18 protein-coding genes, 1 pseudogene and 1 riboswitch are annotated in these 25360 nt (G+C 67.9%); of the genes and pseudogenes, 5 read left to right on the top strand and 14 right to left on the bottom strand.

Annotated features, from left to right (window positions below):
- Positions 1 to 13: 13 nt before the first annotated feature.
- The 5 genes from G7Y82_RS14665 to G7Y82_RS14645 form a co-directional block, all read right to left on the bottom strand.
- On the bottom strand, positions 14 to 1327 hold the full coding sequence (locus G7Y82_RS14665) for an NAD(P)/FAD-dependent oxidoreductase (RefSeq protein ID WP_168148878.1): 1314 nt from the start codon (positions 1325 to 1327) through the stop codon (positions 14 to 16).
- A gap of 63 nt (positions 1328 to 1390) precedes the next feature.
- A complete protein-coding gene (locus tag G7Y82_RS14660; RefSeq protein ID WP_168148877.1) occupies positions 1391 to 2779 on the bottom strand; it encodes an aminotransferase family protein in 1389 nt (462 codons plus the stop codon).
- A gap of 73 nt (positions 2780 to 2852) precedes the next feature.
- Positions 2853 to 3899, bottom strand: coding sequence for a D-cysteine desulfhydrase family protein (locus G7Y82_RS14655; RefSeq protein ID WP_168148876.1), 1047 nt, complete (start codon positions 3897 to 3899; stop codon positions 2853 to 2855).
- An 8-nt stretch (positions 3900 to 3907) separates the two neighbouring features.
- Positions 3908 to 4249 carry a 5-carboxymethyl-2-hydroxymuconate Delta-isomerase gene (locus G7Y82_RS14650; protein ID WP_168148875.1) on the bottom strand — a complete coding sequence of 114 codons (342 nt, stop codon included), beginning with the start codon at positions 4247 to 4249 and terminating at the stop codon, positions 3908 to 3910.
- 2 nt (positions 4250 to 4251) lie between these two features.
- Positions 4252 to 5652: an aldehyde dehydrogenase family protein gene (locus tag G7Y82_RS14645; RefSeq protein ID WP_206370728.1), complete on the bottom strand. Its 1401-nt coding sequence runs from the start codon at positions 5650 to 5652 to the stop codon at positions 4252 to 4254.
- Between the two features lie 224 nt (positions 5653 to 5876).
- A riboswitch (guanidine-I (ykkC/yxkD leader) is annotated at positions 5877 to 5977 on the top strand.
- A gap of 278 nt (positions 5978 to 6255) precedes the next feature.
- Between G7Y82_RS14645 and G7Y82_RS14640 the strand changes: the two genes are divergently transcribed.
- The 4 genes and pseudogenes from G7Y82_RS14640 (at position 6256) to atzF (ending at position 13041) form a co-directional block, all read left to right on the top strand.
- Positions 6256 to 7086 carry an urea amidolyase associated protein UAAP1 gene (locus G7Y82_RS14640; protein WP_168148874.1) on the top strand — a complete coding sequence of 277 codons (831 nt, stop codon included), beginning with the start codon at positions 6256 to 6258 and terminating at the stop codon, positions 7084 to 7086.
- Positions 7087 to 7096: 10 nt separating this feature from the next.
- Positions 7097 to 7735, top strand: a complete 639-nt coding sequence (locus G7Y82_RS14635) for an urea amidolyase associated protein UAAP2 (protein WP_168148873.1) — start codon at positions 7097 to 7099, stop codon at positions 7733 to 7735.
- A 4-nt stretch (positions 7736 to 7739) separates the two neighbouring features.
- Positions 7740 to 11273, top strand: a complete 3534-nt coding sequence (uca, locus tag G7Y82_RS14630; protein ID WP_168148872.1) for an urea carboxylase — start codon at positions 7740 to 7742, stop codon at positions 11271 to 11273.
- A pseudogene (gene atzF / locus G7Y82_RS14625) lies at positions 11273 to 13041 on the top strand (allophanate hydrolase). Before uca ends, atzF begins: the two are co-directional and overlap by 1 nt.
- 34 nt (positions 13042 to 13075) lie before the next feature.
- Here atzF and G7Y82_RS14620 read toward each other — a convergent pair.
- The 9 genes from G7Y82_RS14620 to G7Y82_RS14580 all read right to left on the bottom strand — a co-directional run bounded on the left by G7Y82_RS14620 (position 13076) and on the right by G7Y82_RS14580 (position 23404).
- Positions 13076 to 13819, bottom strand: a complete 744-nt coding sequence (locus G7Y82_RS14620) for a methyltransferase family protein (RefSeq protein WP_206370724.1) — start codon at positions 13817 to 13819, stop codon at positions 13076 to 13078.
- Entirely contained in the window at positions 13816 to 14724 is a 909-nt protein-coding gene (locus G7Y82_RS14615) for an SDR family oxidoreductase (RefSeq protein ID WP_168148871.1), read from the bottom strand. Before G7Y82_RS14615 ends, G7Y82_RS14620 begins: the two co-directional genes overlap by 4 nt.
- Positions 14721 to 15038, bottom strand: coding sequence for an SCP2 sterol-binding domain-containing protein (locus tag G7Y82_RS14610; protein WP_168148870.1), 318 nt, complete (start codon positions 15036 to 15038; stop codon positions 14721 to 14723). Before G7Y82_RS14610 ends, G7Y82_RS14615 begins: the two co-directional genes overlap by 4 nt.
- 34 nt (positions 15039 to 15072) lie before the next feature.
- Positions 15073 to 17079 (bottom strand): acetyl/propionyl/methylcrotonyl-CoA carboxylase subunit alpha, encoded by a 2007-nt coding sequence (locus tag G7Y82_RS14605; RefSeq protein ID WP_168148869.1) that lies wholly within the window; start codon positions 17077 to 17079, stop codon positions 15073 to 15075.
- Entirely contained in the window at positions 17076 to 17927 is an 852-nt protein-coding gene (locus tag G7Y82_RS14600) for an enoyl-CoA hydratase/isomerase family protein (RefSeq protein ID WP_168148868.1), read from the bottom strand. Before G7Y82_RS14600 ends, G7Y82_RS14605 begins: the two co-directional genes overlap by 4 nt.
- Positions 17927 to 19129 (bottom strand): acyl-CoA dehydrogenase family protein, encoded by a 1203-nt coding sequence (locus G7Y82_RS14595; RefSeq protein ID WP_168148867.1) that lies wholly within the window; start codon positions 19127 to 19129, stop codon positions 17927 to 17929. The genes G7Y82_RS14600 and G7Y82_RS14595 overlap by 1 nt, the downstream gene beginning before the upstream one ends.
- A 28-nt stretch (positions 19130 to 19157) precedes the next feature.
- Positions 19158 to 20783, bottom strand: coding sequence for an acyl-CoA carboxylase subunit beta (locus G7Y82_RS14590; RefSeq protein WP_168148866.1), 1626 nt, complete (start codon positions 20781 to 20783; stop codon positions 19158 to 19160).
- A gap of 2 nt (positions 20784 to 20785) precedes the next feature.
- On the bottom strand, positions 20786 to 22591 hold the full coding sequence (locus G7Y82_RS14585) for an acyclic terpene utilization AtuA family protein (protein ID WP_168148865.1): 1806 nt from the start codon (positions 22589 to 22591) through the stop codon (positions 20786 to 20788).
- 162 nt (positions 22592 to 22753) lie between these two features.
- The gene (locus G7Y82_RS14580) at positions 22754 to 23404 is read right to left on the bottom strand and encodes a TetR/AcrR family transcriptional regulator (RefSeq protein ID WP_168148864.1); all 651 of its coding nucleotides are present in this window, start codon (positions 23402 to 23404) and stop codon (positions 22754 to 22756) included.
- 218 nt (positions 23405 to 23622) lie between these two features.
- On the opposite strand from G7Y82_RS14580, the gene G7Y82_RS14575 reads away from it, so the two are divergent.
- Entirely contained in the window at positions 23623 to 25338 is a 1716-nt protein-coding gene (locus G7Y82_RS14575; protein WP_240954314.1) for an AMP-binding protein, read from the top strand.
- Positions 25339 to 25360 lie beyond the last annotated feature (22 nt).

The following is a 25360-nucleotide window of genomic DNA, read 5'->3' as shown; positions in this document are numbered from 1 at the left end:
GCGGTGTAGCGCGTCAGCCGCGTACCGAGAAGCTGCTGCCCTGGTTGATCGCGCGGCGGCGCGAGAACGTGCCAAGGCTGAAGCGGTAGCCGGTGTAGCGGCCCGTGAAACTCAGCGGATCGGCATCGTGGTCATGGCCCTGCTCGCAGGCATCGATCAGCGTCGACATCAGCTCGCCGACCACGCCGGCGTTCTTGAACTGGTGGCCGCTGGTGCCGACCGCCATGTAGAAACCCTTGAGGTCGGACTTGTCGTACAGCGGCACCCAGTCGTCGGCGACGTCGTAGAGCGACACCACGCCCTGCGCCTTGCTCGGAATCGGCAGGTCCGGAATGCGCTTGGCGGCGCGATAGACCTGCGTGTTCCACTGGCTTTCGGTGAACTCGGTGTTGAAGTGGTCCGGATCGTCCACCCAGGTCTGCGAATCGCACGGCGGGTCGCCCGAGCCGACCGTCAGCTTGGCGCCGGTCTCGGGGCGGAAGTACTGATACAGATCACCATCCGAGGTCATCACGCCGTACTGACCGAAGTCGAAGTTCGGCGGACTCGGCAGGTGATGCACTTCGCGGCGCAGCGCGCGCGTGCCGATCGACATGCCCTGCTCGACGCCGGCCAGTTTGTTGACGATGGACGAGTACGGACCGGCAGCATTGACGACGATGTCGGCGTCGATGCGCGTACCATCCTCGAGCTCGACGCCGCGCACGCGCTCGTCGTCGCGCAGAATCGCGGTCACGCGCTTGCCGAGCACGAAGCGCCCGCCGCTGGCCTCGACCGCGCGACGCAGGTTGTGCGTGGCCAGCTGCGGATCGCCGATGTAGCCGGCCTCCGGCGTGAACACACCGCCGTGCATCATCGCGTCGCCGCTCGGCTCGTCGAAGAAATGCGGATCGTCAAACGCGACCGCCGGCCCCATCAGACGCAGGTCGAGCACCGGCAGGCGATGACGGATCGTCTGCAGATCCCACTCCGCGAACGGAATGCCCAGCTCCTTGTAGAACTGCACCACCGAGGCACGGTCGTCGGCCGAGCTGCGCAGCATCAGGTGACCGCACTGGTGATAGCGCGCCAGGCCGCGTTCGTCGTGCTTACCGACGAACTGCTCCCAGTGCTTCCAGTAGTGAAAACCCTCATAGGCCAGCATCACCGTTTCCGGCAGCGAGTACGAAAAACGCACGACCGCGCAGGAGTGGCTGGTGCTGCCGTAGCCGACCTCGGGGTTCTTGTCGACATTGACGGTCTGGTAGCCCTTGCGAGCCAGTTGAAGGGAGATGGCGCAGCCGATGACGCCGGCTCCGACCACGACGACCTGCTTTGGTGTAGACATTTTTATTTCCGATAAAGCGCGTATTCGCTGGACGGCGAAACGGCGCCGATGGCCGCCGGGCTATCAGCCGAGATTCATTTCCTTCATCAGCCAGACGATGGTCTGCTCCATCGCCTCGACGATCTTCTGGATTTCCGTGGGGCCGGCGCACAACGGCGGACCGAACTCGACCACCTGAAAGGTACGGGCAAGCACGCCGAGCGACTGCAGCTTCGACGTGACCTTGGGCGATACGCCGTCGGCCGGGGAGAAGAAGGTCTTGGTCTTGGCGTCACGCACCAATTCCACCGCGGCGAGCAGGCCCTTGCCGCGTACATCGCCGACGATCGGGTACTTGCGCAGATCATTGAGGCCTTCCAGCAGCAGCGCGCCCATCTTCGCGGAGTTCTCGACCATGCTTTCGGTCTGCATGATCTCGATGTTCTTCAATGCCGCCGCCGCGGATGCGGCGTGGCCGCCGAAGCTGATCACGTGGTTGAGGCCGGACTCGCGGCCCTTGGCGGAATCGAAGCGCGCGGTCACCCTGTCGGAGACGACGGTCGCGCCCATCGGCGCGTAGCCGCTGGTCAGGCCCTTGGCCATGGTCATAATGTCGCCCTGCACGCCCCAGTGCTCGCAGGCGAACATCTTGCCGGTGCGGCCGAAGCCGTTGATGACCTCGTCGATGATCAACAGCACGCCATACTTGTCGGCGATCTCGCGCAGGCGTTTCAGGTAGCCGTCCGGCGGCAGATAGATCGAGGCGGCGGACGGGATCGGCTCAGCAATGATCGCAGCGACGGTTTCAGGCCCTTCGTGCACGATCGTGTGTTCGACCATGTCCGCGCAGAACTTGCCGTACTGCTCCTCGCTCATGTCGAACTCGCAGCGGTAGTAGTTGGTGCTCGGCACCTGCAGGCAACCTGGCACCAGCGGGGCGAACATCTTGCTGTTGAACTCGTGGCTGGCACCGGTGACGCTCATCGCATAGAACGAGGAGCCGTGATAGGAGCCGCGACGGCTGATCACCTTGGTGCGCTTCTGGTCGCCGCCGAGCCAGTGATATTGCTTGGCGATCTTCAGCGCCACTTCCACCGCGTCGGTGCCGCCGGAGCCGAAGAACACGCGATTGAGGTCGCCTGGGGCCAGTTCGCCGATCTTCTGCGCCAGCTCGACCGTGGGCTGCGCGACGAAGTTGTAGGGCGTCACGTAGGCCAGCTTGGCGGCCTGTTCGGCGTATGCCTGCGCCACTTCCGAACGGCCGTGACCGATGTTGGTGACGAACGCACCACCCGACAGCGCGTCGAGATAGGTGTCGCCATGATGGTCGGTGAGGTAACAGCCCTCTCCCTTCTCGAAAACGAGCATGCCGCCGCTCTGGCGCAGCGCGGCAGGCGGCGTGGCGTGGAACCAGATGTGCTCGAGAGCCTGTTGCTCCAGCTCGGGGCGCGGCTTCGGTTCGTGTGCGTTCATCTCACTATCTCCTGCCTGTCGCGCCTGCTCTGCGCGCGGCCTTGATGGGTTTCAAAAAAGGTTGCCGACGGCATCAGGCTTTCGGACCGTCGCTGACGCCGAATGATTCCGGCGCGTACGCGAACAGCGCGGGCCAGCCGCCGGTGTGCAGAAACACCAGGGTCTGATCGGCACCGATCTCGCCGCGGCGGATCAGTTCGATCACGCCGTGCATGCATTTGGCTGAATAGACCGGATCGAGGAGGATGCCCTCGGTCTCGGCGACCAGGCGGATCGCCTCCATCGCGCCCGCCGTCGACTCGCCGTAGCCGGTGCCGACGTAGTCGTCGTGAATCAGCAGATCATCGGCGCCCGGCACCGCGTCGAGGCCCAGCTGCACGGCGGCCGACGCCGCCTCGGCCGGCACGCGCTCGAGCAGATAGTCGCGCGTACGGCTGACGCTGATGCCCAGCACGCGGTACGGCGCATCGAAATGGAGTGCGCCGAGCATCAGCCCCGAATAGGTCCCACCGGAGCCGATCGGCACCGCCAGATAGTCGGGCTCGATGCCGATCGCCTCGAACTGCTCGAGCATTTCCTGCGTGGCGTTGACGTAGCCGGCCATGCCTTCGGGGCCGGCGCCACCGAGCGGCACCACGAACGGCTTACGCCCTTCACGCTGCAGACGCTCGACCACCACCTGCACGGCGTCGCCGAATTCCCAGCGGATCTCAGTGTCGACCATCGTCACCTTGGCGCCGAACAGGCGGTCGAGCAGCAGGTTGCCGGTCATCGGCCGCGGCTCGTCGGGCAGGCCGCCGAGCACCAGCTCGACCTGCAGGCCAAGCCGCGCGCCCATCGCCGAGGCGATGCGCGCCAGGTTCGACTGGAAGCCGCCGACGACGACCACCGTGTCGGCGCCGCTTTCGAGCGCGCGCGCGAGCACGAATTCGAGCTTGCGGACCTTGTTGCCGCCGAGGCCGGCGCCGGTCAGGTCGTCGCGCTTGAAGAAGATGCGCGGCCCCTTCAGCGCGGCGCTGAGATGCACCGCCTCCTCCAGCGGCGTCGGCAGTGTCGCCAGGCGCACACGGGGGAAATTGTTGAAGGCGGCACAGGCCTCGACCGTTTTGTTCAGATCCATGGGAAGGTTCACAACAACCTCTTGAGATAGGACGGCGCATGCATGTCGACGATCTCGACACTGATGCTGTGGACGTGCGTCAGCATCGACGCCAGACACTCGCGCAAGCGGCTCGAGAGCTGCAGCTTCTGCGCATCGCTGCGCCCCGACAGCAGGCGCGCCGTGACGTGCACGAACGCGTCGCCGCCGTCGAGCAGGCGGAAATGGGAATACGGGATGGCACGCAGCTTGATGTCGCGGCGCTGCATCACGCCGGATTCGGCCGCGGCCTCGCCGAGCGCATCGAGCACGCGCTCGATCGCCAGCTGCGCGTCGAGGCCGGCCGAGTATTCGACGATCAAATGCGGCACGCTCAGCCCTTCGGCGTGATGCGCGTCTGCAGGCGCGTGAACGCGTGCAGACCGGCGACGCCGTTTTCGGCGCCGATGCCGGACAGCTTCTGGCCGCTGATCGGCGCCTGCGGCACGATCATGAGATGCGCGTTGACCCACGACATGCCGCAGACCAGGCGGTCGGCAACGGCCGCCGCACGCGCGGCGTCGGCGCTCCACGCCGAACCGCCAAGCCCGAGCAGGCTGTCGTTGGCACGCGCGATCGCGTCGTCGACGTCGCTGTAGCGCAACACCGGCAACACCGGACCGAACTGTTCCTCGACGACCAGGCGCGCCGCATCCGACAGCCCGGTGACGATCGCCGGCGTGATGAAGTAACCCGGTCCGTCGACGCGCTCGCCGCCGCAGCGGATCGTGCCGCCATCGGCCTTCGCGCTTTCGATCAGCTCCAGCACGCGCTCGTATTGCGGACGGTTGTTGATCGGCCCGTATTCGGTGTCGTCGGCCATGCCGTCGCCGAGCCGCGCGGCGCCGGCCAGCGCCACCAGTTCATCGACGAATGCGTCATGAATGCTGTCGTGCACGTAAACGCGCTTGATCGCCGTGCAGACCTGCCCGGTGTTCTCGAACGCTGCGGTAAAGATCCTCTGCGCGACGGTCTTGACGTCGACGTCGTCGAGCACGATCGCCGCATCGTTGCCGCCCAGTTCGAGCGTGATGCGCTTGAGATCCTGCGCGGCGGCGGCGGCCACCGAACGGCCGGCGGCCACCGAACCGGTCAGTGACAGCTTGCGAATGGCCGGATGCGCCGTGATCAGGCGCCCGAGTTCGTCGCCACCGCTGACGATGTTCAGCACGCCGGCCGGAATGCGCTCGGCCAGCAGCTCGCCCAGACGCAGCGTCGCCAGCGGCGTGAACGGCGACGGCTTCAGCACCACGGTGTTGCCGGCCAGCATCGCCGGCGCGAACTTGCCCACTGCCGAGATCACCGGATAGTTCCACGGCACGATGGCACCGACCACGCCGAGCGGCTTGTGATGCAGTTCGACGCGCACCATCTCGTCGTCGCGAATCGTCTCGACCGGCAGCTCCAGCGTCGCGGTATAGCGCAGCCACGCCGCCGAACCCATCAGCTCGCGCTTGGCCTTGGCCAGCGGCTTGCCCTGCTCGCTCACCAGCAACGCCGCCAGTTCATCAAGGTTGGCGACCAGAATGTCGGCACAGTCGAGCAGCAGCTGCTGGCGCTCGGCGTGCGGTGTCGCGCTCCAAATCGGGAACGCCTGCTGCGCGGCGCCGACCGCAGCGTCGAGTTCGGCCGCCGAGCAATCCGGCACCTCTGTGACGACAGCGTTCGTCGCCGGGTTCTCGACCGCGAAGCTGCGCGTCCCCGACACGCCTTTTCCGTTGATCAGCATCTGCATCGTTTCAGCTCCAGGCCCAGTCGCGGCCGGCGCGCCGCCATCCGGCGCCGGTCACGAAAAAATGTTTTTATTGCGAACATATGTTCATATCGTATAACCACCATCTTCGGCGTGCAAGCACGGCGATATCCCGAAAGCGACGACATCGGTGTTGTTTTGATATTGCAAAAATCCGTCCACTGGACATTTGTTCGAATTGGCGTAAGTATTGCGTCACAACTGAATGAGTTGGCGGCTAGGGTTCCGGCGCTTTCGAGCGCGACAGGTCCGAGAGCTGCCGCCGGGTGAGACGCCCGGTGCACGGCGGGATAAAAACCCGGGAGACCTCGACGGCCAGGATCTGGTCTTCGTTCGAGCGTGCGCCGGCGATCCCCAGATCCTTGCTGAACGATGTTCACCACAGCCGAGGATCGACCATGACGCCCACCCCATCGCCCACATGCACCCGTCCGTCCAGCAGCGGACGCGTTGTCGTGCGCGGCATGAGCGGGCCGCATCGATCGCCCTCACCCATTGCCGGCAGCCGGGACGACCCGGCCGCCACATCGGCCTGAACTCGCCGGGACGACCCGGCATCCGATCAAGCGTTAAGGAGTGACCTCCATGAATGAGTCCGAAACGGCTGCGACGATCGCGGCCAATCGACGCCGCTACGAAGAACTGAAAGCCACCGGCCAGGGCAAGGATCTGCCGCTGCCGCCGCCGACGGCGCGCGACGCTGCGCCGATCGCCGGCGTCGACGTGCGCCTGCGCGACACCATACCGAGCGGCTGGTACTGGACCGGCCACATCGCCCGCGGCGAGACGCTGCGTCTGCTCAACAGCGCGGCAACGCCGGGCGTGTCGTTCTTTGCCTGGAACGCCGACGACCACAGTGAGCGCTACAACGCCGGCGACACCGTCAAGGTGCAGTGGACCGCGGCGCTCGGCAAAGGCCGCGTGCTGTTCTCCGACATGGGCCGCGTGCTCGCATCGATCACCGAGGACAGTTGCGCGGCGCACGACGCACTGCTTGGCGGCAGCACCGCCGCCAGCAATGCCGAAAAGCACGGCACGGCCCGCCATCGCCGCAATACCCAGGAGAACTTCGTCCTCGCGGCCGGCAAGCACGGCCTGTCGCGACGCGACATCGCGCCGTGCATGACGTTCTTTGCACCGGTCGCGACCGACACCGACGGTCGCTTCGTGTGGCGCGACGGGCAGCTGCAGCCCGGCGACTTCGTCGATCTGCGCGCCGAGATGAACTTGATCGTCGCGATCTCCAATTGTCCGCATCCGCTGGCGCCGAGCACGACGCCGGCGCACGCCATCGAGCTGATCGTCCACCGCACCGCCGAAGCCGGTGCCGACGATCTTTGCCGCAACGCCACCGCCGAAGCGCGCCGCGGCTTCGACAACAACGCCCGCTACTTCGGCGAATCGCCGGCCGCCTGAGGATCTGGACATGAGCAACATCACCCTTTCTTCCCGTGACCCGGCCCGCGCTCGCTACGACCACACCATTGCGCCAACGCGCCCCTGGTCGCAACTGATCCATCGCGGCGAAGTGCTGCGCATCGTCGACCTCGAAGGTCAGCAGGCCGTCGACACGCTGTTCTACAGCGCCGCCGATCACAGCGAACGCTACAGCGCGCAGAACACACTGCGCGCGCAGAATGCCGCCTACGTAACGACCGGCACGCGCATCATGTCGAATGAGGATCGCGTGCTCGCCACCGTCATCGCCGACAGCTGCGGCGCGCACGACACATCGGCCGGCGCCTGCTCGTGCGAGGCCAACACGGTGCGCTTCGGTCACCACACGCGCTACATGCACGCCTGCCGCGAGAACTTCCTCGTCGAAGTCGCCAAGTACGGCATGGACAAGCGCGACATCGTCGGCAACATCAACTTCTTCATGAACGTACCGGTCGAATCCGATGGCCGGCTGGCGATCGTCGACGGCGTCTCCGCACCCGGCGACTACGTCGAGATCCGCGCCGACATGGATGTGCTGTGCGTGATCTCGAACTGTCCGCAGATCAACAACCCCTGCAACGGCTTCAACCCGACGCCGGTGCGCGTACTGATCTGGGAGGACTGACACGGTGTTCGAGCGCATCCTCATCGCCAACCGCGGCGAGATCGCCGGCCGTGTGCAGCGCAGCGCACAGCGGCTCGGCATCCGCACGGTCGCGGTGTATTCGGATGCCGACCGCTACACGGCGCCGGTGCGCGCGGCCGACGAGGCCGTGCACATCGGCGGCCCGGCGCCGCGCGACAGCTATCTCGACATCGAGCGCATCGTCGACGCCTGCCAACGCAGCGGCGCGCAGGCCGTACATCCCGGCTATGGTTTTCTCAGCGAGAACGCCGCGTTCGCCGAGCGACTGGAAGCGGTCGGCATCCGCTTCATCGGTCCGCAGCCGACGCACCTGCGCCGTTTCGGCCTCAAGCATGAAGCACGCGCGCTCGCACGGCGCTGCGGCGTGCCGCTGTTGCCCGGCAGCGAGCTGCTCGACGACGTCGACACGGCGCTGCGCGAAGCGGCGCGCATCGGCTATCCGGTGATGCTGAAAAGCACCGCCGGCGGTGGCGGCATCGGCATGCAGCTGTGCCGCGACGAAAGCGAACTGCGCGCACGCTACGACAGCGTCTGCCGGATCGCCGGCGCCGGCTTCGGTGATGCGCGCGTCTATCTGGAGCGTTACGTCGGGACCGCGCGCCACATCGAGGTGCAGATCTTCGGCGACGGCCAGGGCCGTGTCGTCTCGCTGGGCGAGCGCGACTGCTCGCTGCAGCGCCGCCACCAGAAGCTCGTCGAGGAAACGCCGGCGCCGCACTTGTCCGACGCACTGCGGGCGCGCCTGCACGCCGCGGCACGCGCGTTGGGCGCGGCCGCCGACTACGAATCGGCCGGCACGGTCGAGTTCGTTTACGACGTCGAGCGCGACGCGTTCTATTTTCTCGAAGTCAACACGCGTCTGCAGGTCGAACACCCGATCACCGAAGCGACCTACGGCATCGACCTCGTCGAATGGATGATCCGCCAGGCCGCCGGTGAGCTGCAGCTGCCCGCGCAGCACGCGCTGCAGCCGCGCGGCGCCGCGATCGAGGTGCGCCTCTGCGCCGAGGACCCGCAGCGCGACTTTCGCCCGCTCAGCGGCCTGCTGACCGAAGTCCGCTTCGCCGACGCCGCGCGCGTCGATACCTGGATCGAAACCGGCACCGAGGTCACGCCGTACTACGACTCCCTGCTGGCCAAGCTGATCGTCCACGCCGACGACCGGCCGGCGGCCGTCGCCAAGCTGCGCACGGCCCTGCAGACGACGGCGCTGTACGGCATCGAGACCAATCTCGATTTCCTGCGCCAGCTCGCCGCCAGCCCGATGTTCGCCGCGGCGCAGCTGAGCACGCACGCGCTGCAGCACGTTGCGTTCGGCTCGCGCAGCATCGAGGTGCTCGACCCGGGTACGCAGAGCAGCATCCAGGACGCGCCGGGCCGGCTCGGCTACTGGGACGTCGGCATTCCGCCGTCGGGACCGATGGACGGCCGCTCGTGCGCGCTCGCCAATCGCGTGGTCGGCAACGCAGCGGGCACGGCGGCGCTCGAATGCACGCTATCCGGCCCGACGCTGCGCTTTCACAGCGACGCGCTGATCGCGCTGGTCGGTGCGGCGATGCCCGCGACGCTCGACGGCGCGGCGCTGGCGTACGGCGCGCCGCATGCGGTGCGCGCCGGCCAGGTGCTGACGCTCGGCACCATCGCCGGCGCCGGCCAGCGCTGTTACCTGGCGGTGCGCGGCGGCTTCGACGTGCCGCGCTATCTCGGCTCGGGCGCGACGTTCGCGCTCGGCGGCTTCGGCGGTCATGCCCACGGCGCGCTGTGCGCCGGCGATGCCTTGCACCTCGCAGACCAGACAGCGGCCATCAGCGAGCCGGCCGCGCTGACTGCCGACGAATCGCCGGCGCTGTCCCACGAGTGGCGCCTGCAGGTTCGCTACGGCCCGCATGGCGCGCCGGACTTCTTCACCGACGACGACATCGCGACGCTGTTCAGCGCCGAATACGAGGTGCATTTCAACAGCGCGCGAACCGGCGTGCGCCTGATCGGACCGCGGCCGCAGTGGGCGCGTGCCGACGGCGGCGAAGCCGGCCTGCACCCGTCGAACATTCACGACAACGCCTACGCGATCGGCGCGATCGACTTCACCGGCGACATGCCGATCATCCTCGGCCCGGACGGGCCGAGTCTCGGCGGCTTCGTCTGCCCGGCGGTCGTGGCCCGCGACGAGTTGTGGAAACTCGGCCAGCTGCGGCCCGGCGACAAGGTCCGCTTCGTGCCGGTCCGCGAACGCGGGGCGCCGACCGTCGTCGGCGCCACGCCCCCTGACTACGGCTCGCCGATCGTCGCCGCGCGCGACGATCTCGCCATCGCCGTGCGCTATCGCCGAGCCGGCGACGACAATCTGCTCGTCGAATACGGTGAAATGACGCTGGACCTCGCGCTGCGCCTGCGCGTGCAGCTGTTGATGCAGACGCTGCGCGAACGCCGCCTGCCGGGTCTGATCGATCTGACCCCGGGTATCCGCTCGCTGCAGGTGCATTACGACAGCGACGTGCTGTCGTTGACAACGCTGCTCGGCACGCTGCGCGAGATCGAGTCGTCGCTGCCCGACGCCGGGCAGGTCACGGTGCCGAGCCGCATCGTCCATCTGCCGTTGTCGTGGAACGATGCGCAAATCCGCCTGGCGATGCGCAAATACCAGGAGCTGGTACGGCCGGATGCGCCGTGGTGCCCCGACAACATCGAGTTCATTCGCCGCATCAACGGTCTCGACTCGGTCGACGACGTGCGCCGCATCGTCTTCGACGCGCGCTATCTGGTGATGGGCCTCGGCGACGTCTATCTCGGCGCACCGGTCGCGACACCGCTGGACCCGCGCCATCGCCTGGTCACGACCAAATACAACCCGGCGCGCACCTGGACGCCGGAAAACGCAGTCGGCATCGGCGGCGCCTATCTGTGCGTCTACGGCATGGAAGGCCCCGGCGGCTATCAGCTGTTCGGCCGCACCGTGCAGATGTGGAACCGCTGGCGGCGCACGCCGGCCTTCGAGCAGCCATGGCTGCTGCGCTGCTTCGACCAGATCCGCTTCTACCCGGTCAGCGAAACCGAACTGGCCGAAGCGCGCGCCGCATTTCCGTACGGCGAATACCCGCTGCGCATCGAGGACACGACATTGTCGTACGCCGAGCATGCGCGCTTTCTCGCCGAACAGCGCGACAGCATCGAATCCTTCAAAACGCGCCAGCAAACCGCCTTCGAGGCCGAGCGCGCCGACTGGAAGGTCCGCGGTCTCGACCGCTTTCGCGTCGACGAGCCGCCGCCGGCAGCGGCTGCACAAACCCTGCCGCCGGGCTGCATCGGCGTCGACGCACATGTCACCGGCACCGTCTGGAAGATCGTCGTCGCCGACGGCGAGCACGTTCGTGCCGGGCAAGTCCTGATGATTCTGGAATCTATGAAAATGGAAATGGAAGTTCGGGCGCCGCGCGACGGCGCCGTTCGCGAGTGGTGTGTGCACGCCGGGCGCATGGTGCGCACCGGCCAAACGCTCGCCGTGATCGAGGTCGACTGATGCGCGCACCGGCCTTACAGATTCGCCGCCTGCAACAGCAATACGCCGATGGCACGAGCACGCCGCTGGCCATGGTCGACGCATTGATCGAGCGCTGTGCGGCCTACGACGATCCGGCGGTCTGGATCAGCCGCGCCGCGGACGCGACGCTGCGCGAACAGGCGCGGGCGCTGATGGCAGCTGGGCGCCGCGACGATCAACCGCTGTGGGGCGTGCCATTCGCGGTCAAGGACAACATCGATTGCGCCGGCTTCGAGACCAGTGCCGCGTGCCCGGCCTTCGCCTATCGGCCCGCCGCCGATGCCGGCGTCATCGCGCGCCTGCGCGCAGCCGGCGCGCTACTGGTCGGCAAGACCAATCTCGACCAGTTCGCCACCGGCCTCAACGGCACGCGTTCGCCGTACGGCGCGCCGCGCTCGGTCTACGACCGCGACTACGTCTCCGGCGGTTCGAGTTCCGGCTCGGCGGTCGCCGTCGCCGCCGGCCTGGTGGCGTTCTCGCTCGGCACCGACACCGCCGGTTCGGGCCGGGTGCCGGCGGCGTTCAACGGCCTGGTCGGTCTCAAACCGACACGCGGCTGGCTCAGCACGCGCGGCGTCGTGCCGGCCTGCCGCAGCCTCGACTGCGTGTCGATCTTCGCGCACGACGTCGAGGAGGCCTGGCTGCTGGCGAATGTCGCCGGTGGCTTCGACGCCGACGACGCCTATTCGCGGCCGGCGCCGGCATTCGACGCCGCGCTGCCGGACACGCTGCGGCTCGGCGTGCCGCGCCAGCCGGAGTTCTTCGGCGACGAGCACGCCGCGCGCGCCTACGAGCAGGCCTGCCGACAAGCTCACGAGCAGCTCGGCGCGACGTTAGTCGAATTCGACTTCGAGCCGCTCAACGAGGTCGCCGCCCTGCTCTACGACGGCCCCTGGGTTGCCGAGCGGCTGGCGGCCACCGAGTCCTTCCTCGAACAGCACCCGGACGCGATGCACCCGGTAGTACGCGACGTCATCGAGCGCGGCCGCGAATTCAGCGCCGTCGACACGTTCCGCGCCGAGTACCGGCGGCTCGAACTGCAGCGCCATGCCGATCATCTGATGGCGTCGGTCGATGCGCTGTTCGTGCCGACCGCGCCGTCGATGCACACGGTCGCGGCGATGCAGGCCGATCCGGTGCGCCTCAACAGCGAACTCGGCTACTACACGAACTTCGTCAACCTGCTCGACTGGTCGGCGCTCGCCGTGCCGGCCGGCCTTCGCGACGACCGCCTGCCGTTCGGCGTCACCCTGATCGGTCCGGCCTGGGCCGACGCCGCGCTGGCGGCAATCGGCCGGCGCTGGCAAACCCTCTACACCGCAGGAGATTCCCAATGACTTCCGTATCCCCGCCCGCCGACGATCACGTGCGCCTCGCCGTGGTCGGCGCTCACCTGCGCGGCATGCCGTTGAACCGCGAGCTGACCGAACGCGATGCGCATTTCGTCGAAGCGACGACGACCTCGGCCGACTACCGGCTCTACGCGCTCGCCAACACCACGCCGCCGAAGCCGGGACTGGCGAAAGCCGGCGCCGGCGCGGCGATCGAGGTCGAGCTGTGGGACGTGCCGCTGACGCTTTTCGGCAGCTTCGTCGCCGCCATTCCGCCGCCGCTCGGCATCGGCAGTCTGACGCTGGCCGACGGCCGCGTCGTCAAAGGCTTCATCTGCGAAGGCTGGGCGCTGGCCGACGCCACCGACATCACGGCATTCGGCGGCTGGCGCGCGTATCGCGCGTCGCAGTCGTAGGCGATACGGGCCGCCGGCCGGCACCGGCCGGCGGCTACAACAGCCCCGGCACCAAGCACCAGCTGCGCCGCCGGTAGGCCGCCCACTGCGGGTAGCGCGACAGGCTGGCTTCCTTGAACGCCATGTTCGGCGCGAACAGCCCGAGCCAGACGACGGCGAGTACCACCACCGGAAACCAGTGCCAGACCAGCAGCGCGAAGCTCGCGTAGACGAGCATCTCGCCGAGGTAGTTGGGATGGCGCACGTAGCGGAATACGCCGTCGTCGATTAAGCCGCGACGCAGGCGCAGCGTGTAGAACTTCTGCGCGTCGGCGGCGATCATCAGGACGCTGCCGAGCAGGCACAGCGACACGCACAGGCAGAACCACGCGCCGTCCGGCAGCGGATAGCGCGGCTGCGACACACCGGAAATCAGCAGCCAGCCGAAGCTCCAGTACAGGCCGAGACCGACCAGCGCGACGACGCTGCTCGGCAGCGTGATGCGGCGCTGCCAGTTCGGATCGGGAAAGCACAGATCCTTGAGCAGCCAGCACAGCCCGTAACTGCCGTGCAGTGCGAGGTAGATCCACGCCGCATGGCTGGTGGCCTGCGGCACCTGCGGCGCATACCAGGCCATCAGCGCGCCATAGAACGCAAACGAGCCGGCCTTCTGCGCGTTGACGATCCACGCAAACTTCAGCGGCCGCGGACCGCCGCCGAGATCGAACAGCAGACGATCGCTGCCGCGACGCAGCACCCGCGCCCAGCCGGGCGCCGGCATCGCGGCCGCGTCGCTCATGTCGGCAGCTTGGGCTTCAGCGCGTCGAGCGCGGCCGGCGGCTGCGCGCGATGGAAGCCGTCGTACGGCCGGCTGGTCGCGCTGTCGGCGGGTACGCCGGACAGCGGGAACAGCTTGGTGTTGAGACTGCCGCCGCCGTCGATGCACAGCACCGCGCCGGTGATGAACGATGCCGCGTCCGACAGCAGGAAGACGATCGCGGCGCTGACCTCGGACTCGTCGGCGAGCCGGCCGAGCGGAATCTCGGCCGCCATCTGCGGAATGACCTCGCGCGTGAACGACGGGTCATAGCTGTCCATGCCGGAGCTGGCGACGAAGCCCGGTGCGACGGCATTGACGCGCACGCCGCGCGACGCCCACTCGACCGCCAGCGTCTGCGTCAGATTGAGCATACCCGCACGCGCCGCCCCGGAGTGCGCCATCGCCGGCATGCCGCCCCACATGTCGGCGAGCATGTTGACGATGGCGCCGCCATGCCGGGCGAAGTGTTGTGTGTACAGCTCGCGCGCGACGAGGAAACCGCCGGTCAGATTGGTCGCGACCACGGCCTCGAAACCCTTCTTGCCGATCGCCTGCGCCGGCGACGGAAACTGGCCGCCGGCATTGTTGACGAGACCGTAGATCGGACCGCCGGCGAGCAGGCTCGCCACGGTATCGCGCACCGCCGCTTCGTCGCGGATATCGAACGCCGCGATCGACGCCTGACCGCCGTCCTCGACGATCTCGTCGCGCACGCGTTCGAGCTTGTCGGCCTTGCGTCCGCAGAGCAGCACCTCGGCGCCGAGCGACGCGAGCTCGTGCGCGGTGCAGCGGCCGATGCCGCTGCCGCCACCGGTGACGACGATGCGGCGCCCGGCGTAGAGACCGGGCGCGAACACCGAGCGATACCGCTGCGCCGCCGTCATCCGAGCTTGGACGCGTCGAACAGCGACGACACGCGCTGCGCCAGCATCAGGTCGCCGTCGAGCTGCAGCTTGCCGGTCATGAACGCGGTCATGCCGTTGAGCTCGCCCTTCATCAATTGCACCAGATCGTCGTCTTCCATCGTCAGCGTCACGTCGGCATTGCCGGCGCTGCCGTCCTGTACCTGACAGGCACCGTCCTTGATGACGACGTAGGCCGGCCGGGCGATGTTGAACTGGATCGTGCAATCGGTGCCGGCGGCGGCATCGGCATTCAGGGCCTGCGGCAGACGCTGCAGAAAATCATGGGCGCTCATCGTCAACTCCTCTCGAGTTTGTGTGGAAAATCATTCACGGGGTGTTCGCATCGGGCGTCAACTGCAACAGCAACTGGCGCGCGCGAACCTGTTCGCCGACCTGCACGCCGACCGTCTCGACGCGGCCGGCAACCGGCAACGACAGCTGGAATTCCATCTTCATCGCTTCGAGCACCAGCAGCACCTGAGCACGCTCGACGTGCGCGCCGGGCTGTACGTGAACGGCGACGATGCGGCCGTCCGAATGCGCGAGCAGCCGTCCGTCGGAGCCGGGCGCCGCGCCCTGCACCGGCGCCAGACTGCGATCGTCGAAACACGCCGTCGTCTGCTCGGCATCGATCCACACCGCGTCGCCGTCAAAGGCCAGCTGCGCGCGCCGGCGCAGGCCGTCGCGGACGTAAACGAAATGCGCGTCGTCGCCGTCGACGACGGTGATCGTCCGCACATCGTCGCCAACCTGGACCACGTAGCGCCCGCCCGGCTGCAGCGCGATCGTCGCGACGAGATCGTGGTCGCGCCAGCGCAGATTCAGCGCCGTCGGCGTCGCGTGCGAGCTGTGCCAACCGAGCAGTTCGTGATCAAGCCCGTGTGCGTCGGCCAGTTGTCGCTGGTCGCGCCGATACAGCGCCACGGCAGCGAGCGCGACCAGCGTCGCATCCGGCGCGGTCGCCGCATCCGGCGGCAGATGCCGGGCCAGAAAGCCGGTCGTCACCTCGCCGGCGGCGAAGGCCGGATGCGCGACGATGCGGCGCAGAAAATCGCGATTGCTGGTCACGCCCAGCAGCGTCGTGTCGTCGAGCGCCTGCAGCAGACGCAGCCGCGCCGCGTCGCGGGTCTCGCCCCACGCGATCAGCTTGGCCTGCATCGAGTCGTAATACGGGCCGATCTCGAGGCCCGTGAACAGCCCGGCGTCGACGCGCACGCCGACGCCATGCGGCGGGCGCCAACTGAGCACGCGGCCGGTCTGCGGGTGGTAGTCGGCATCGGCATCCTCGGCGCACAGGCGCACCTCGATCGCCGCGCCGCGGCGCCGCGCGAGAATGGCGTCCTGCGTCAACGGCAGCGGCGCGCCGGCCGCGACCCGCAGCTGCCACTCGACGAGATCGACGCCGTAGACCATCTCGGTCACCGGATGCTCGACCTGCAGCCGCGTGTTCATCTCCAGAAAATAGAAGCTGCCGTCGGCGGCGAGCATGAACTCGACGGTGCCGGCGCCGACATAGTGCACGGCACGCGCCGCCGTCACCGCCGCCGAGCCCATGCGTTCGCGCAGCGCGTCGTCGACAGCCGGCGACGGCGCTTCCTCGACGACCTTCTGGTTGCGGCGCTGCACCGAGCAGTCGCGCTCGCCGAAGTGCACGACCTGACCGTGGCGATCGCCGAACACCTGGATCTCGACGTGCCGCGCATCGAGCACCGCCTTTTCGATCAGCAGCTCGCCGCTGCCGAAGGCATTGGCCGCTTCCGAGCGTGCCGACGCGATCGCCGCGGCCAGGCCGGACTCGTCGTCGACGATGCGCATGCCGCGGCCGCCGCCGCCGGCCGCCGCCTTGACCATCACCGGCAGGCCGATGCGCCGCGCCTCGGCGATCAGCGTCTCGTCGCGCTGGTCGTCGCCCTGATAGCCCGGCACGCAGGGCACGCCGGCATCGATCATCAGTCGCTTCGATGCCGACTTGTTGCCCATCGCCGCGATCGACTCGGCGTCGGGGCCGATGAAGACCAACCCGGCATCCTGTACCGCCTGCGCGAACTCGGCGCGCTCGGACAAAAAGCCGTAGCCGGGATGAATGGCCTCGGCACCGCTGGCCCGCGCGGCGGCGATCAAACGCTCGATCGACAGATACGATTCGGCAGCCGGTGCCGGACCGATGTGCACCGCCTCATCGGCGAGGCGCACGTGCAGCGCGTCGCGGTCGGCGTCCGAATAGACGGCAACGGTGCGGTAGCCGAGTGCCTGCGCACCGCGAATGACGCGCACCGCGATCTCGCCGCGGTTGGCGACCAGCAACTTGCTGAACGGCCGGACGGTGGCACTCATGTCTGCACCTGTTTCGGGCGCGGCGGCGGCGCCCATGCCGGCGCGCGCTTCTGCATGAATGCGGCGATGCCTTCGGCCGCTTCGGAGCTGCGCGCGCACTGCGCGAACGTCGCCGCGGCGTCGTCGAGCTGCGCGTCGAGATCGAGTCCGTCCGGATTGAGCAGCAGACGCTTGGTCAGCGCATTGGCCTGCGGCGCACAGCGCAGGATCGCGGCGATGCTGTCGCCGAGCGCCGCGTCGAGCGGCACTCCCGATGCATACGCGCCGTGCGCGACGCCGAGCCGCAGCGCCTCCAGGCCGTCGAACTGCGCGCCGGTCAGGCTCAGGCGCCGCGCCTGCGAGGTACCGATGCGCGCCGCGACGAACGGTGCGATCTGCGCCGGCGGCAGGCCGCGCGTGGTCTCCGGCAGACCGAAGCGCGCATCGCTGGCGGCCAGCGTGATGTCGGCGACGCAGGCGATGCCGAAGCCGCCGCCGAGCACGGCGCCCTCGCAGACCGCGACGACCACGGCCGGCGCCGCCTCGACCGCGCGCAGCATGGTGCCGAAACGACGATTGAGCGCGGCCAGCGGATCGCCGCCGTCGGCCGGCGCCGCGCCGGCCAGCGACTTGAGATCGGCGCCGGCGCAGAAATGACCACCGGCGCCGCGCAGCACGACGACACGCACGCTGCCGCGCAGCGCGGCATCGTCCTGCAGCGCGGCGAACAGCGTGCACAGTTCTTCGACCATCTGCAGGTTCATCGCATTGCGTGCGTCCGGCCGGTTCAGCGTCACGCGCAGCACGCCGTCGTCCAGCGCCAGCTCCAGCGTCGTGCAGGCCGGCAGTTCGATCGTCGCGGCGTCCATCAGCCCACCGCGGCGGTCGACGCCGCGGCCGCATCGCCGGCCTTGGCCTTCTTCTTCGACGGCAGGATGCCGAGCGTCTTGCTGATGATGCCGAGCATGATCTCGTCGGCGCCGCCGCCGATCGAGATCAGCCGCGAATCACGGTATGCGCGCGAGATGTTGTTGTCCCACATGAAGCCCTGGCCGCCCCAGAACTGCAGGCAGCCGTCGGTGACCTCGCGGCTGATGCGGCCGACCTTGAGCTTGGCCATGCTCGCCAGCATCAGCACGTCGCGGCCGGCGATGTATTCCTCGGTGGCCTGATAGACCAGCGCCTTCAGCGACTCGACCTCGGTGCGCAGCTCGGCGAGCCGGAAGTGCACGTACTGATTGTCGATCAGCGGCATGCCGAAAGCCTGGCGCTGGCGCGTGTAGTCGATGGTTTCGTCGATCAGGTTGAACAGGCTGTCGATGCCGCTGGCGGCGCCGAACAGGCGTTCCTCCTGGAACTGCAGCATCTGGTACATGAAACCCAGGCCTTCCTGGCCGATCAGATAGCGCTGCGGCACGCGCACCTCGTCGAGAAAGATCATCGCGGTATCCGACGAGCGCATGCCGAGCTTGTCGAGCCGCGTCTTGCGATCGACGCCCTTGGCGTCCATCGGCACGACGATCAGCGACTTGTTCGAATGCAGCTTGCCTTCCGAGGTGTTGACCAACATGCAGGCCCAGTCGGACTGCGTGCCGTTGGTGATCCACATCTTCGAGCCGTTGATGACGTAGTCGCCGCCGTCCTTGCGCGCCACGGTCTTGATGCTGGCGACGTCGGAGCCGGAGCCGACCTCGCTGACCGCGATCGAGCAGACGCGTTCGCCGGCGATGGTCGGCGTCAAAAATTCGCGGCGCAGCTCATCGGAACCGAAGCGCGCCAGCGCCGGTGTCGCCATGTCGGTCTGCACGCCGATCGCCATCGGCAGACTGCCGCAGATGCAGTTGCCGAGCGCCTGTGCGAACACCACCTCGTACGAATAGTCGAGGCCGAGACCGCCGTAGGCTTCCGGCCGCGTGATGCCGAGCAGGCCGAGCTTGCCCATCTTCGCGAACACCTCGCGCGCCGGGAAGATGCCGGCGCGCTCCCACTCGGCGATGTTGGGATTCAGCTCCTGCTGCACGAACTTCCTGGTCGTGTCGTAGAGCGAGCGGTGTTCCGGCGTCAGCAACATGATGGTTCTCCTCGAAACTCGGTATTGATCAGAAACGGGCGACGCCGTAGCTCGTCGCATGGGTCTGGCGGGCGCGCGCCTCGCGCACGATGGACAGACACAGGCCGAGCACGCGGCGCGTGTCACGCGGATCGATCAGTCCGTCGTCGAACAGACGTGCCGTCGCCGCGAACGCATGCGACTCCTTGTCGAACTGGCCGACGATGTTCTGGCGGATCGCCGCCAGCATCTTTTCGTCGGTCTCGGTCATGGTCTTGCCCTGCTTGGCCCACTTTTCGCGCGTGATGATGTCCATCACGCTGGCGGCTTGTTCGCCGCCCATCACCGCGGTGCGCGCATTCGGCCAGGCGAAGATGAAGTGCGGTCCGAAACCGCGCCCGCACATGCCGTAGTTGCCGGCACCGAAGCTGGCACCCATGACGATCGTCAGCTGCGGCACCGTCGCATTGGCGACTGCCTGGATCATCTTCGAGCCGTGCTTGACGATACCGCCCTGCTCGCTCTCGGTCCCGACCATGTAGCCGGTGGTGTTCATCAGGTAGACGATGGGCGTGCCGGCCTGACAGCAGAGCTGGATGAACTGCCCGGCCTTGGTCGCGCCAGCGGTGGTGATCGGTCCGTTGTTGGAAATGATGCCGATGGCGTGACCGTGCAAGGTCGCGCGACCGCAGACGGTCTGCTTGTCGTACTCGGCCTTGAATTCGAGAAAGTCCGAACCGTCGACCAGTCGCGCGATGACTTCGCGACAGTCGAACGGTTTGCGGTAGTCGACCGGCACCACGCCGCACAGTTCGTCGACGTCATAAGCCGGTGCGCGCAATGGCAGAAGCTCGAGTCGCGGGCGCTGCGCGTTCCAGTTCAGATTGGCGACGATCTCGCGCGCGATACGCACCGCGTCGGCATCGTTCTCGGCGAGAAACTCCGAGGTGCCGGCGACCTGGCTGTGCATCTCCGCACCGCCGAGTTCCTCCTCGCCGGCGACCTCACCGGTTGCCGCCTTGAGCAGCGGCGGGCCGGCGAGAAACACCTTGGCGCGTTTGCGCACCATCACCACGTAATCCGACAGCCCCGGCATGTAGGCGCCGCCGGCGGTCGACGAGCCGTGCACGATCGTCACCTGCGGAATGCCGGCCGCCGACAAGCGCGCCTGGTTGGCGAAGGTGCGGCCGCCGGGAATGAAGACATCGGCCTGATACAGCAGATTGGCGCCGCCGGACTCGACCATCGCCACCACCGGCAGCTTCTGCTGCAGCGCGATCTCCTGGATGCGCAGGCCCTTCTGCACGCCCCACGGCGTCATCGTGCCGCCCTTGATCGCCGAGTTCGACGCGGTGACGATGCAGCGCACGCCGGACACGTAGCCGATGCCGGCAATCGTGTTGCCGCCGGCCAGCGAACCGTCCTTGTCGTCGTGCATGCGATAGCCCGCCAGCGTCGCCAATTCCAGCCACGGCGAGCCGCGGTCGAGCAGGCGATGCACGCGCTCGCGCGGCAACAGCTGACGACGCTGATGAAAGCGCTCGCGCTTCGACTCCTCCTCGGCGCGGCCCTTGGCCTCGACGGCGCGCCAGTCGGCAATCGCCTGCAGCATGGCGTCGCGGTTGGCACGGAATGCCTCGCTGCGCGTGTCGATACGGCTTTCGATGATCGCCATCGTCAATCCTTGAGCAGCGCAGTCGGCATCGCCACGGGCAGATCGAGCAGCATCTGCGCGAAAGCCTTGCCCTGCGGGTCGGTGCGCAGGCTGCCGGCACCGCCGCCGCCCAGCGCGTGGTACAGCATGAAGTTGAAGCTCTGCGAGCCCGGCAACTCGTAACGTTCGACACGCCCGTCGCGACCGCCGGCGAGCACGTGCGCGAACCCCTCGCGCACCACCTCCGCGGTCAGCGCCGCGCGCAGCGGCGCGACATAGTCGGCGTGGCGCGCGATGACGCCGATGTTGGCGTGATCGCCCTTGTCGCCGGAGCGCGCCAGCGCGACGCGACGCAGCGGTACCGTCGTCGTCGGCCCGTCGATGTGGTGGGCCTGCGCAACCGACGCCGGCTGCGACGGCTGCGGATGATCCTGCGTATCGACCGTTACCGCCTGACGCTGCGCGCCGACGACGATCTCGATCGGCACATCCGCCTTCGGCACCATCGTCGAATACAGGCGCGGGATCATGCTCGGCTCCGGGCGGCCGGCACTGAAGTAACCGGTAAAGCCCGGCGCCATGCCGGTCGCCGCCTGCGCGATCTCGCGCGCGAACAGCTTCAGCGCCTTGGCATTGGCGTGCTGGACGACGATCTTGACGACGACTTCACGCGTCGCCGCCGCCGCCGGCCGCGCGTGCGGTCCGTAACTTTCCTCGGCACCGATGCAATGCACATCGACGCCGCTGAAATCGCCCCAGCCGGCATCGGCGAGCTGACGCCGGACCTTGGCCACAATCGCGTCGGCCGACGCATGACCTTTGCGCGCCGCCTGCTCGCCACCGATCATGAACAGCGCGACGCAGCGCAGACCGTCCGGATAGGTTGCCGAGACCTTGTACGAACCGCCCGGTGCACGGCCACGCGCCCCATCGACGGCGACGCGGTCGGCCGCGACCTGGCGCAAGCGCACCTGCGTGAAATCGCAGACCACATCGGGCAGCCGGTACGCGGCCGGATCGCCGATTTCGTAGAGCATCTGTTCAAGCACCGTGTGCGGCGTCACCGCGCCACCGGTACCGTCCGGCTTGCCGATCGTGAAATGGCCGTCGGCGCGCACGTCGGCGAACGGGAAGCCCATGTTCGCGTAGCCGCTCGCGACCGTCTGCCAGTCGGTGAAATTGCCGCCGGTGGCCTGCGCGCCGCATTCGAGCAGGTGCCCGGCCAGCGAACCGGCCGCGAGCTGCTGGTAGTCGTCGACGCCCCAGCCGAATTCATGGATCAGCGGCCCGAGCGCCAGCGCCGAATCGACGCAGCGGCCGGTGACGACGATGTCGGCGCCGGCCGCCAATGCCGCAGCGATCGGGAACGCGCCGAGATAGGCGTTCATCGACACCAGATTGGCCGGCAACGGTGTGCCGCGGTCGATTTCGCGCACGTCGGTAAATTCGCGCTTGCGCGGCAGCAGATCGTCGCCGAGCACGACGCCGACCTTCAGGTCGACACCGGCCTGGTCGGCCACCGCTTCGAGCGCGCGCTTGCAGGCCAGCGGATTGACGCCGCCGGCATTGGCGACGACCTTGATGCCGCGCGTGCGCAGCGCCGCCAGATGCGGCGCAACGACGTGCTCGACGAAGTCGGTCGCATAACCGTCGTCCGCGCTTCTCATGCGCTTGGCCGCCATCACCGACATCGTGATCTCGGCCAGATAATCGAAGATCAGATAGTCGAGATCGCCATGCTCGATGAGCTGTGTGGCGGCCGTGTTGGTATCGCCCCAGAACGCCGACGCACAACCGATTCTGACCTGCCTGTCTGCCGTTTTCGGCATGCCCTCTCCTTGTCGTTGGCGAACTCTGCGGCCCGTTGCCATTGCCGCTCGCGATACCGCGGCCACGGCATCTTTTCCGATCGATTTACATCATGTCAAGACAGTGTGTCCGATTTTTGAACGACGTCGACATTCGCCTACGAAATGCGCGGACAGGACGGCTCAGCCGGCGGCGTTGCGGCGGCGGACGCGCTCCGGCTCGTACATCGCATGCCAGACGACATGGGCGAGCGCCTGCGCCAGCGCGCGCCGGCGCTGCGGCGTCGCGCCGCGACCGAGCTGATAACAGGTGGCGTCGACCATCAGCGTCAGCGCTTCGGCGACTTCCTTGGCGACGCCCTCGCGCAGCCGGCCGGCGTCGTGGATGCGGTTGTAGGCGACGCGACTGCCCTTGAGCACCCCGCCGAGCAACTCCTTGAACGCCGCCTCGGCGCTACTGTCGTACGCCGAGGTCTCGACCAGCGCGCGCATCACGCTGCGGTGCCGGTCGTAGACATCGAGCACGTCGAGCATCGCATCGGCCAGATCCTGCTGCTTGGCGGTGTCGGCGATCCGCCACCAGCCGTCACAGGCCTGCATCAGCTCCTCGGTGATGCGCGTCGCCAGGCGGTGCACGAGCGCCCCCTTGTCGGCGAAATAGATGTAGAACGTCGAGCGTGCGATTCCGGCCTGGCGCGCGAGCTGCTCGACGCTGACCTCGGTGAAGCTCAGGCCACTGTCCATCAGTTGTTCGAGCGCGCGCAACAGCGTCCGCTCGACCTGCTGCTGCTTGTCGACGCGCTGCGCCCGCGATGCTCGGGTAATCGATGCCACCGGATGCTCTCTTCGACGGTTCCGGGCGCAAGCTTGCCGCAACCGAGCCACCCGGCGCCAGTCCCGATCGGCTAAATCGGACATCATGTCCAGTCTTTTCGTTTGATTTAGCCGCAGCCGCCTGTTAGCGTCTGCGCGGCTTCGAGTTTTCGGCATTGCAAACAATCAGCAGACCGTCCGGGCGCAGCCGCGCGCCGGCCGCGGGACTGGAGGAGAACATGGCCGACACGAGCGCGCCGCCGGCAATGCTGCCGGCGGCGGCCCTGCCGTTGCAGCGGCTGTATGCGCATGAGCGTGAGCGCGCGACGCAGCCGTATCTGATCCAGCCGCTGGCCGACGGCCGGGTGCTGACGCTGAGCTGGGGCGAGACGATGCGTCAGGTCCGTCACGTCGCCGGCTGGCTGCGCGCGCAGGATTGGCCGCACGGCTCGAAGATCGCCGTACTCGCGAAGAACAGCGCGTGGTGGTTCATCGCCGACTTTGCGATCTGGATGGCCGGCCACGTCAGCGTGCCGTTGTTCCACACCCTGCAGGCGGCGTCGATCCTGCCCCTCATCGAGCACGCCGGCTGTCGCGCGTGCTTCGTCGGCCGCCTCGACGATCCCGGCGTCGTCGACGCGCTGCCCGCCGGACTGCCGCGCCTCCATCTGCCGGATACGGCGAGCACGCACGGCGACGGCGTCGACTGGCCAACGCTGCTCGAAGCAGCGCCGATCGAAGGCGAGCCGCTGCGCGACGCCGACGAGATCGCGACCATCGTCTACACCTCCGGAACCACCGGCACGCCCAAGGGTGTGATGCACCGCTTCGCAACCCTCGGTCTGGTCAGTTCGCTGGCGGTGCGCATGTTCGGCGCCAGCGAACATGACCGGCTGATTTCCTATCTGCCGCTCGCGCACATCGCCGACCGCGGCTTCGCCGAACTGGCGTCGATACAGCTCGGCTGCAGGGTTTATTTCGCGTGGAGCGTCGACAGCTTCGTCGACGACCTGCGCCGCGCGCGGCCGACCATGCTGCTGTCGGTGCCGCGGCTGTGGGCGAAGTTCCAGCAAGGCATCACCGCGCAGCTGCCGCAGGCGAAGCTGGCGCGACTGCTGAAGCTGCCGCTGGTCGGCCGCCATGTCCGCCGCAAGATCCTGCGCGCGCTGGGGCTCGACGCGCTGCGCGTGGCGTTCTCCGGTGCGGCGCCGACGCCGCCGGAACTGTTCGGGTTCTGGCGCGCGCTCGGCGTCGAGCTGCTCGAGGTCTACGGCATGAGCGAGAACTTCGGCATCGCCCACGTCGGCCGTATCGGCGAATTCCGGCCCGGTTATATCGGCCGCCCCTGGGACGGCGTCGACGCGCGCATCGACGCGCAGACCGGCGAACTGCAGATGCGCTCGCCCGGCGTCATGGCCGGCTATTACCAGGCGCCGGCACTGACGGCCGAAGCGTTCAGCGCCGACGGCTATCTGCGTACCGGTGACTGCGGCGAGCTGTCGGCCGACGGCCTGCTGAAGATCACCGGGCGCATCAAGGAACAGTTCAAGACCGCCAAGGGCAAGTTCGTGGTGCCGTCGCCGATCGAGAACCACCTCTGCGCCGACGGCCTGCTCGAAGCCTGTTGTGTGACCGGCGGCGATGCCCTGCCCGCGCCGCTGGCATTGGCGATGCTCGGCGCCGAACGCCAGGCACGCTGCCGCGACGACGCCGACTATCGCGCGCAAACGCAGACACAACTTGAAGCGCTGCTGGCCGGCGTCAACGCCAGGCTCGACCGCCACGAACGCCTGGCCTGCCTGGTCGTCACCGACGAAGCCTGGACCGTCGAGACCGGGCTCGTCACGCCGACGATGAAGGTCAAGCGCAACGCACTCGAACATCGTTATCGGCCCCGCATGGCGGCCTGGTGTGCTCAGCAGCGACCGGTGATCTGGGCCGATCCACCGGACTGAGCGCCAACGGCGTCGCGTCATC

It is taken from the genome of Solimonas marina (genome assembly GCF_012241385.1).
Lineage (GTDB): Bacteria > Pseudomonadota > Gammaproteobacteria > Nevskiales > Nevskiaceae > Solimonas > Solimonas marina.
This window is presented reverse-complemented; position numbering and strand designations above follow the sequence as displayed.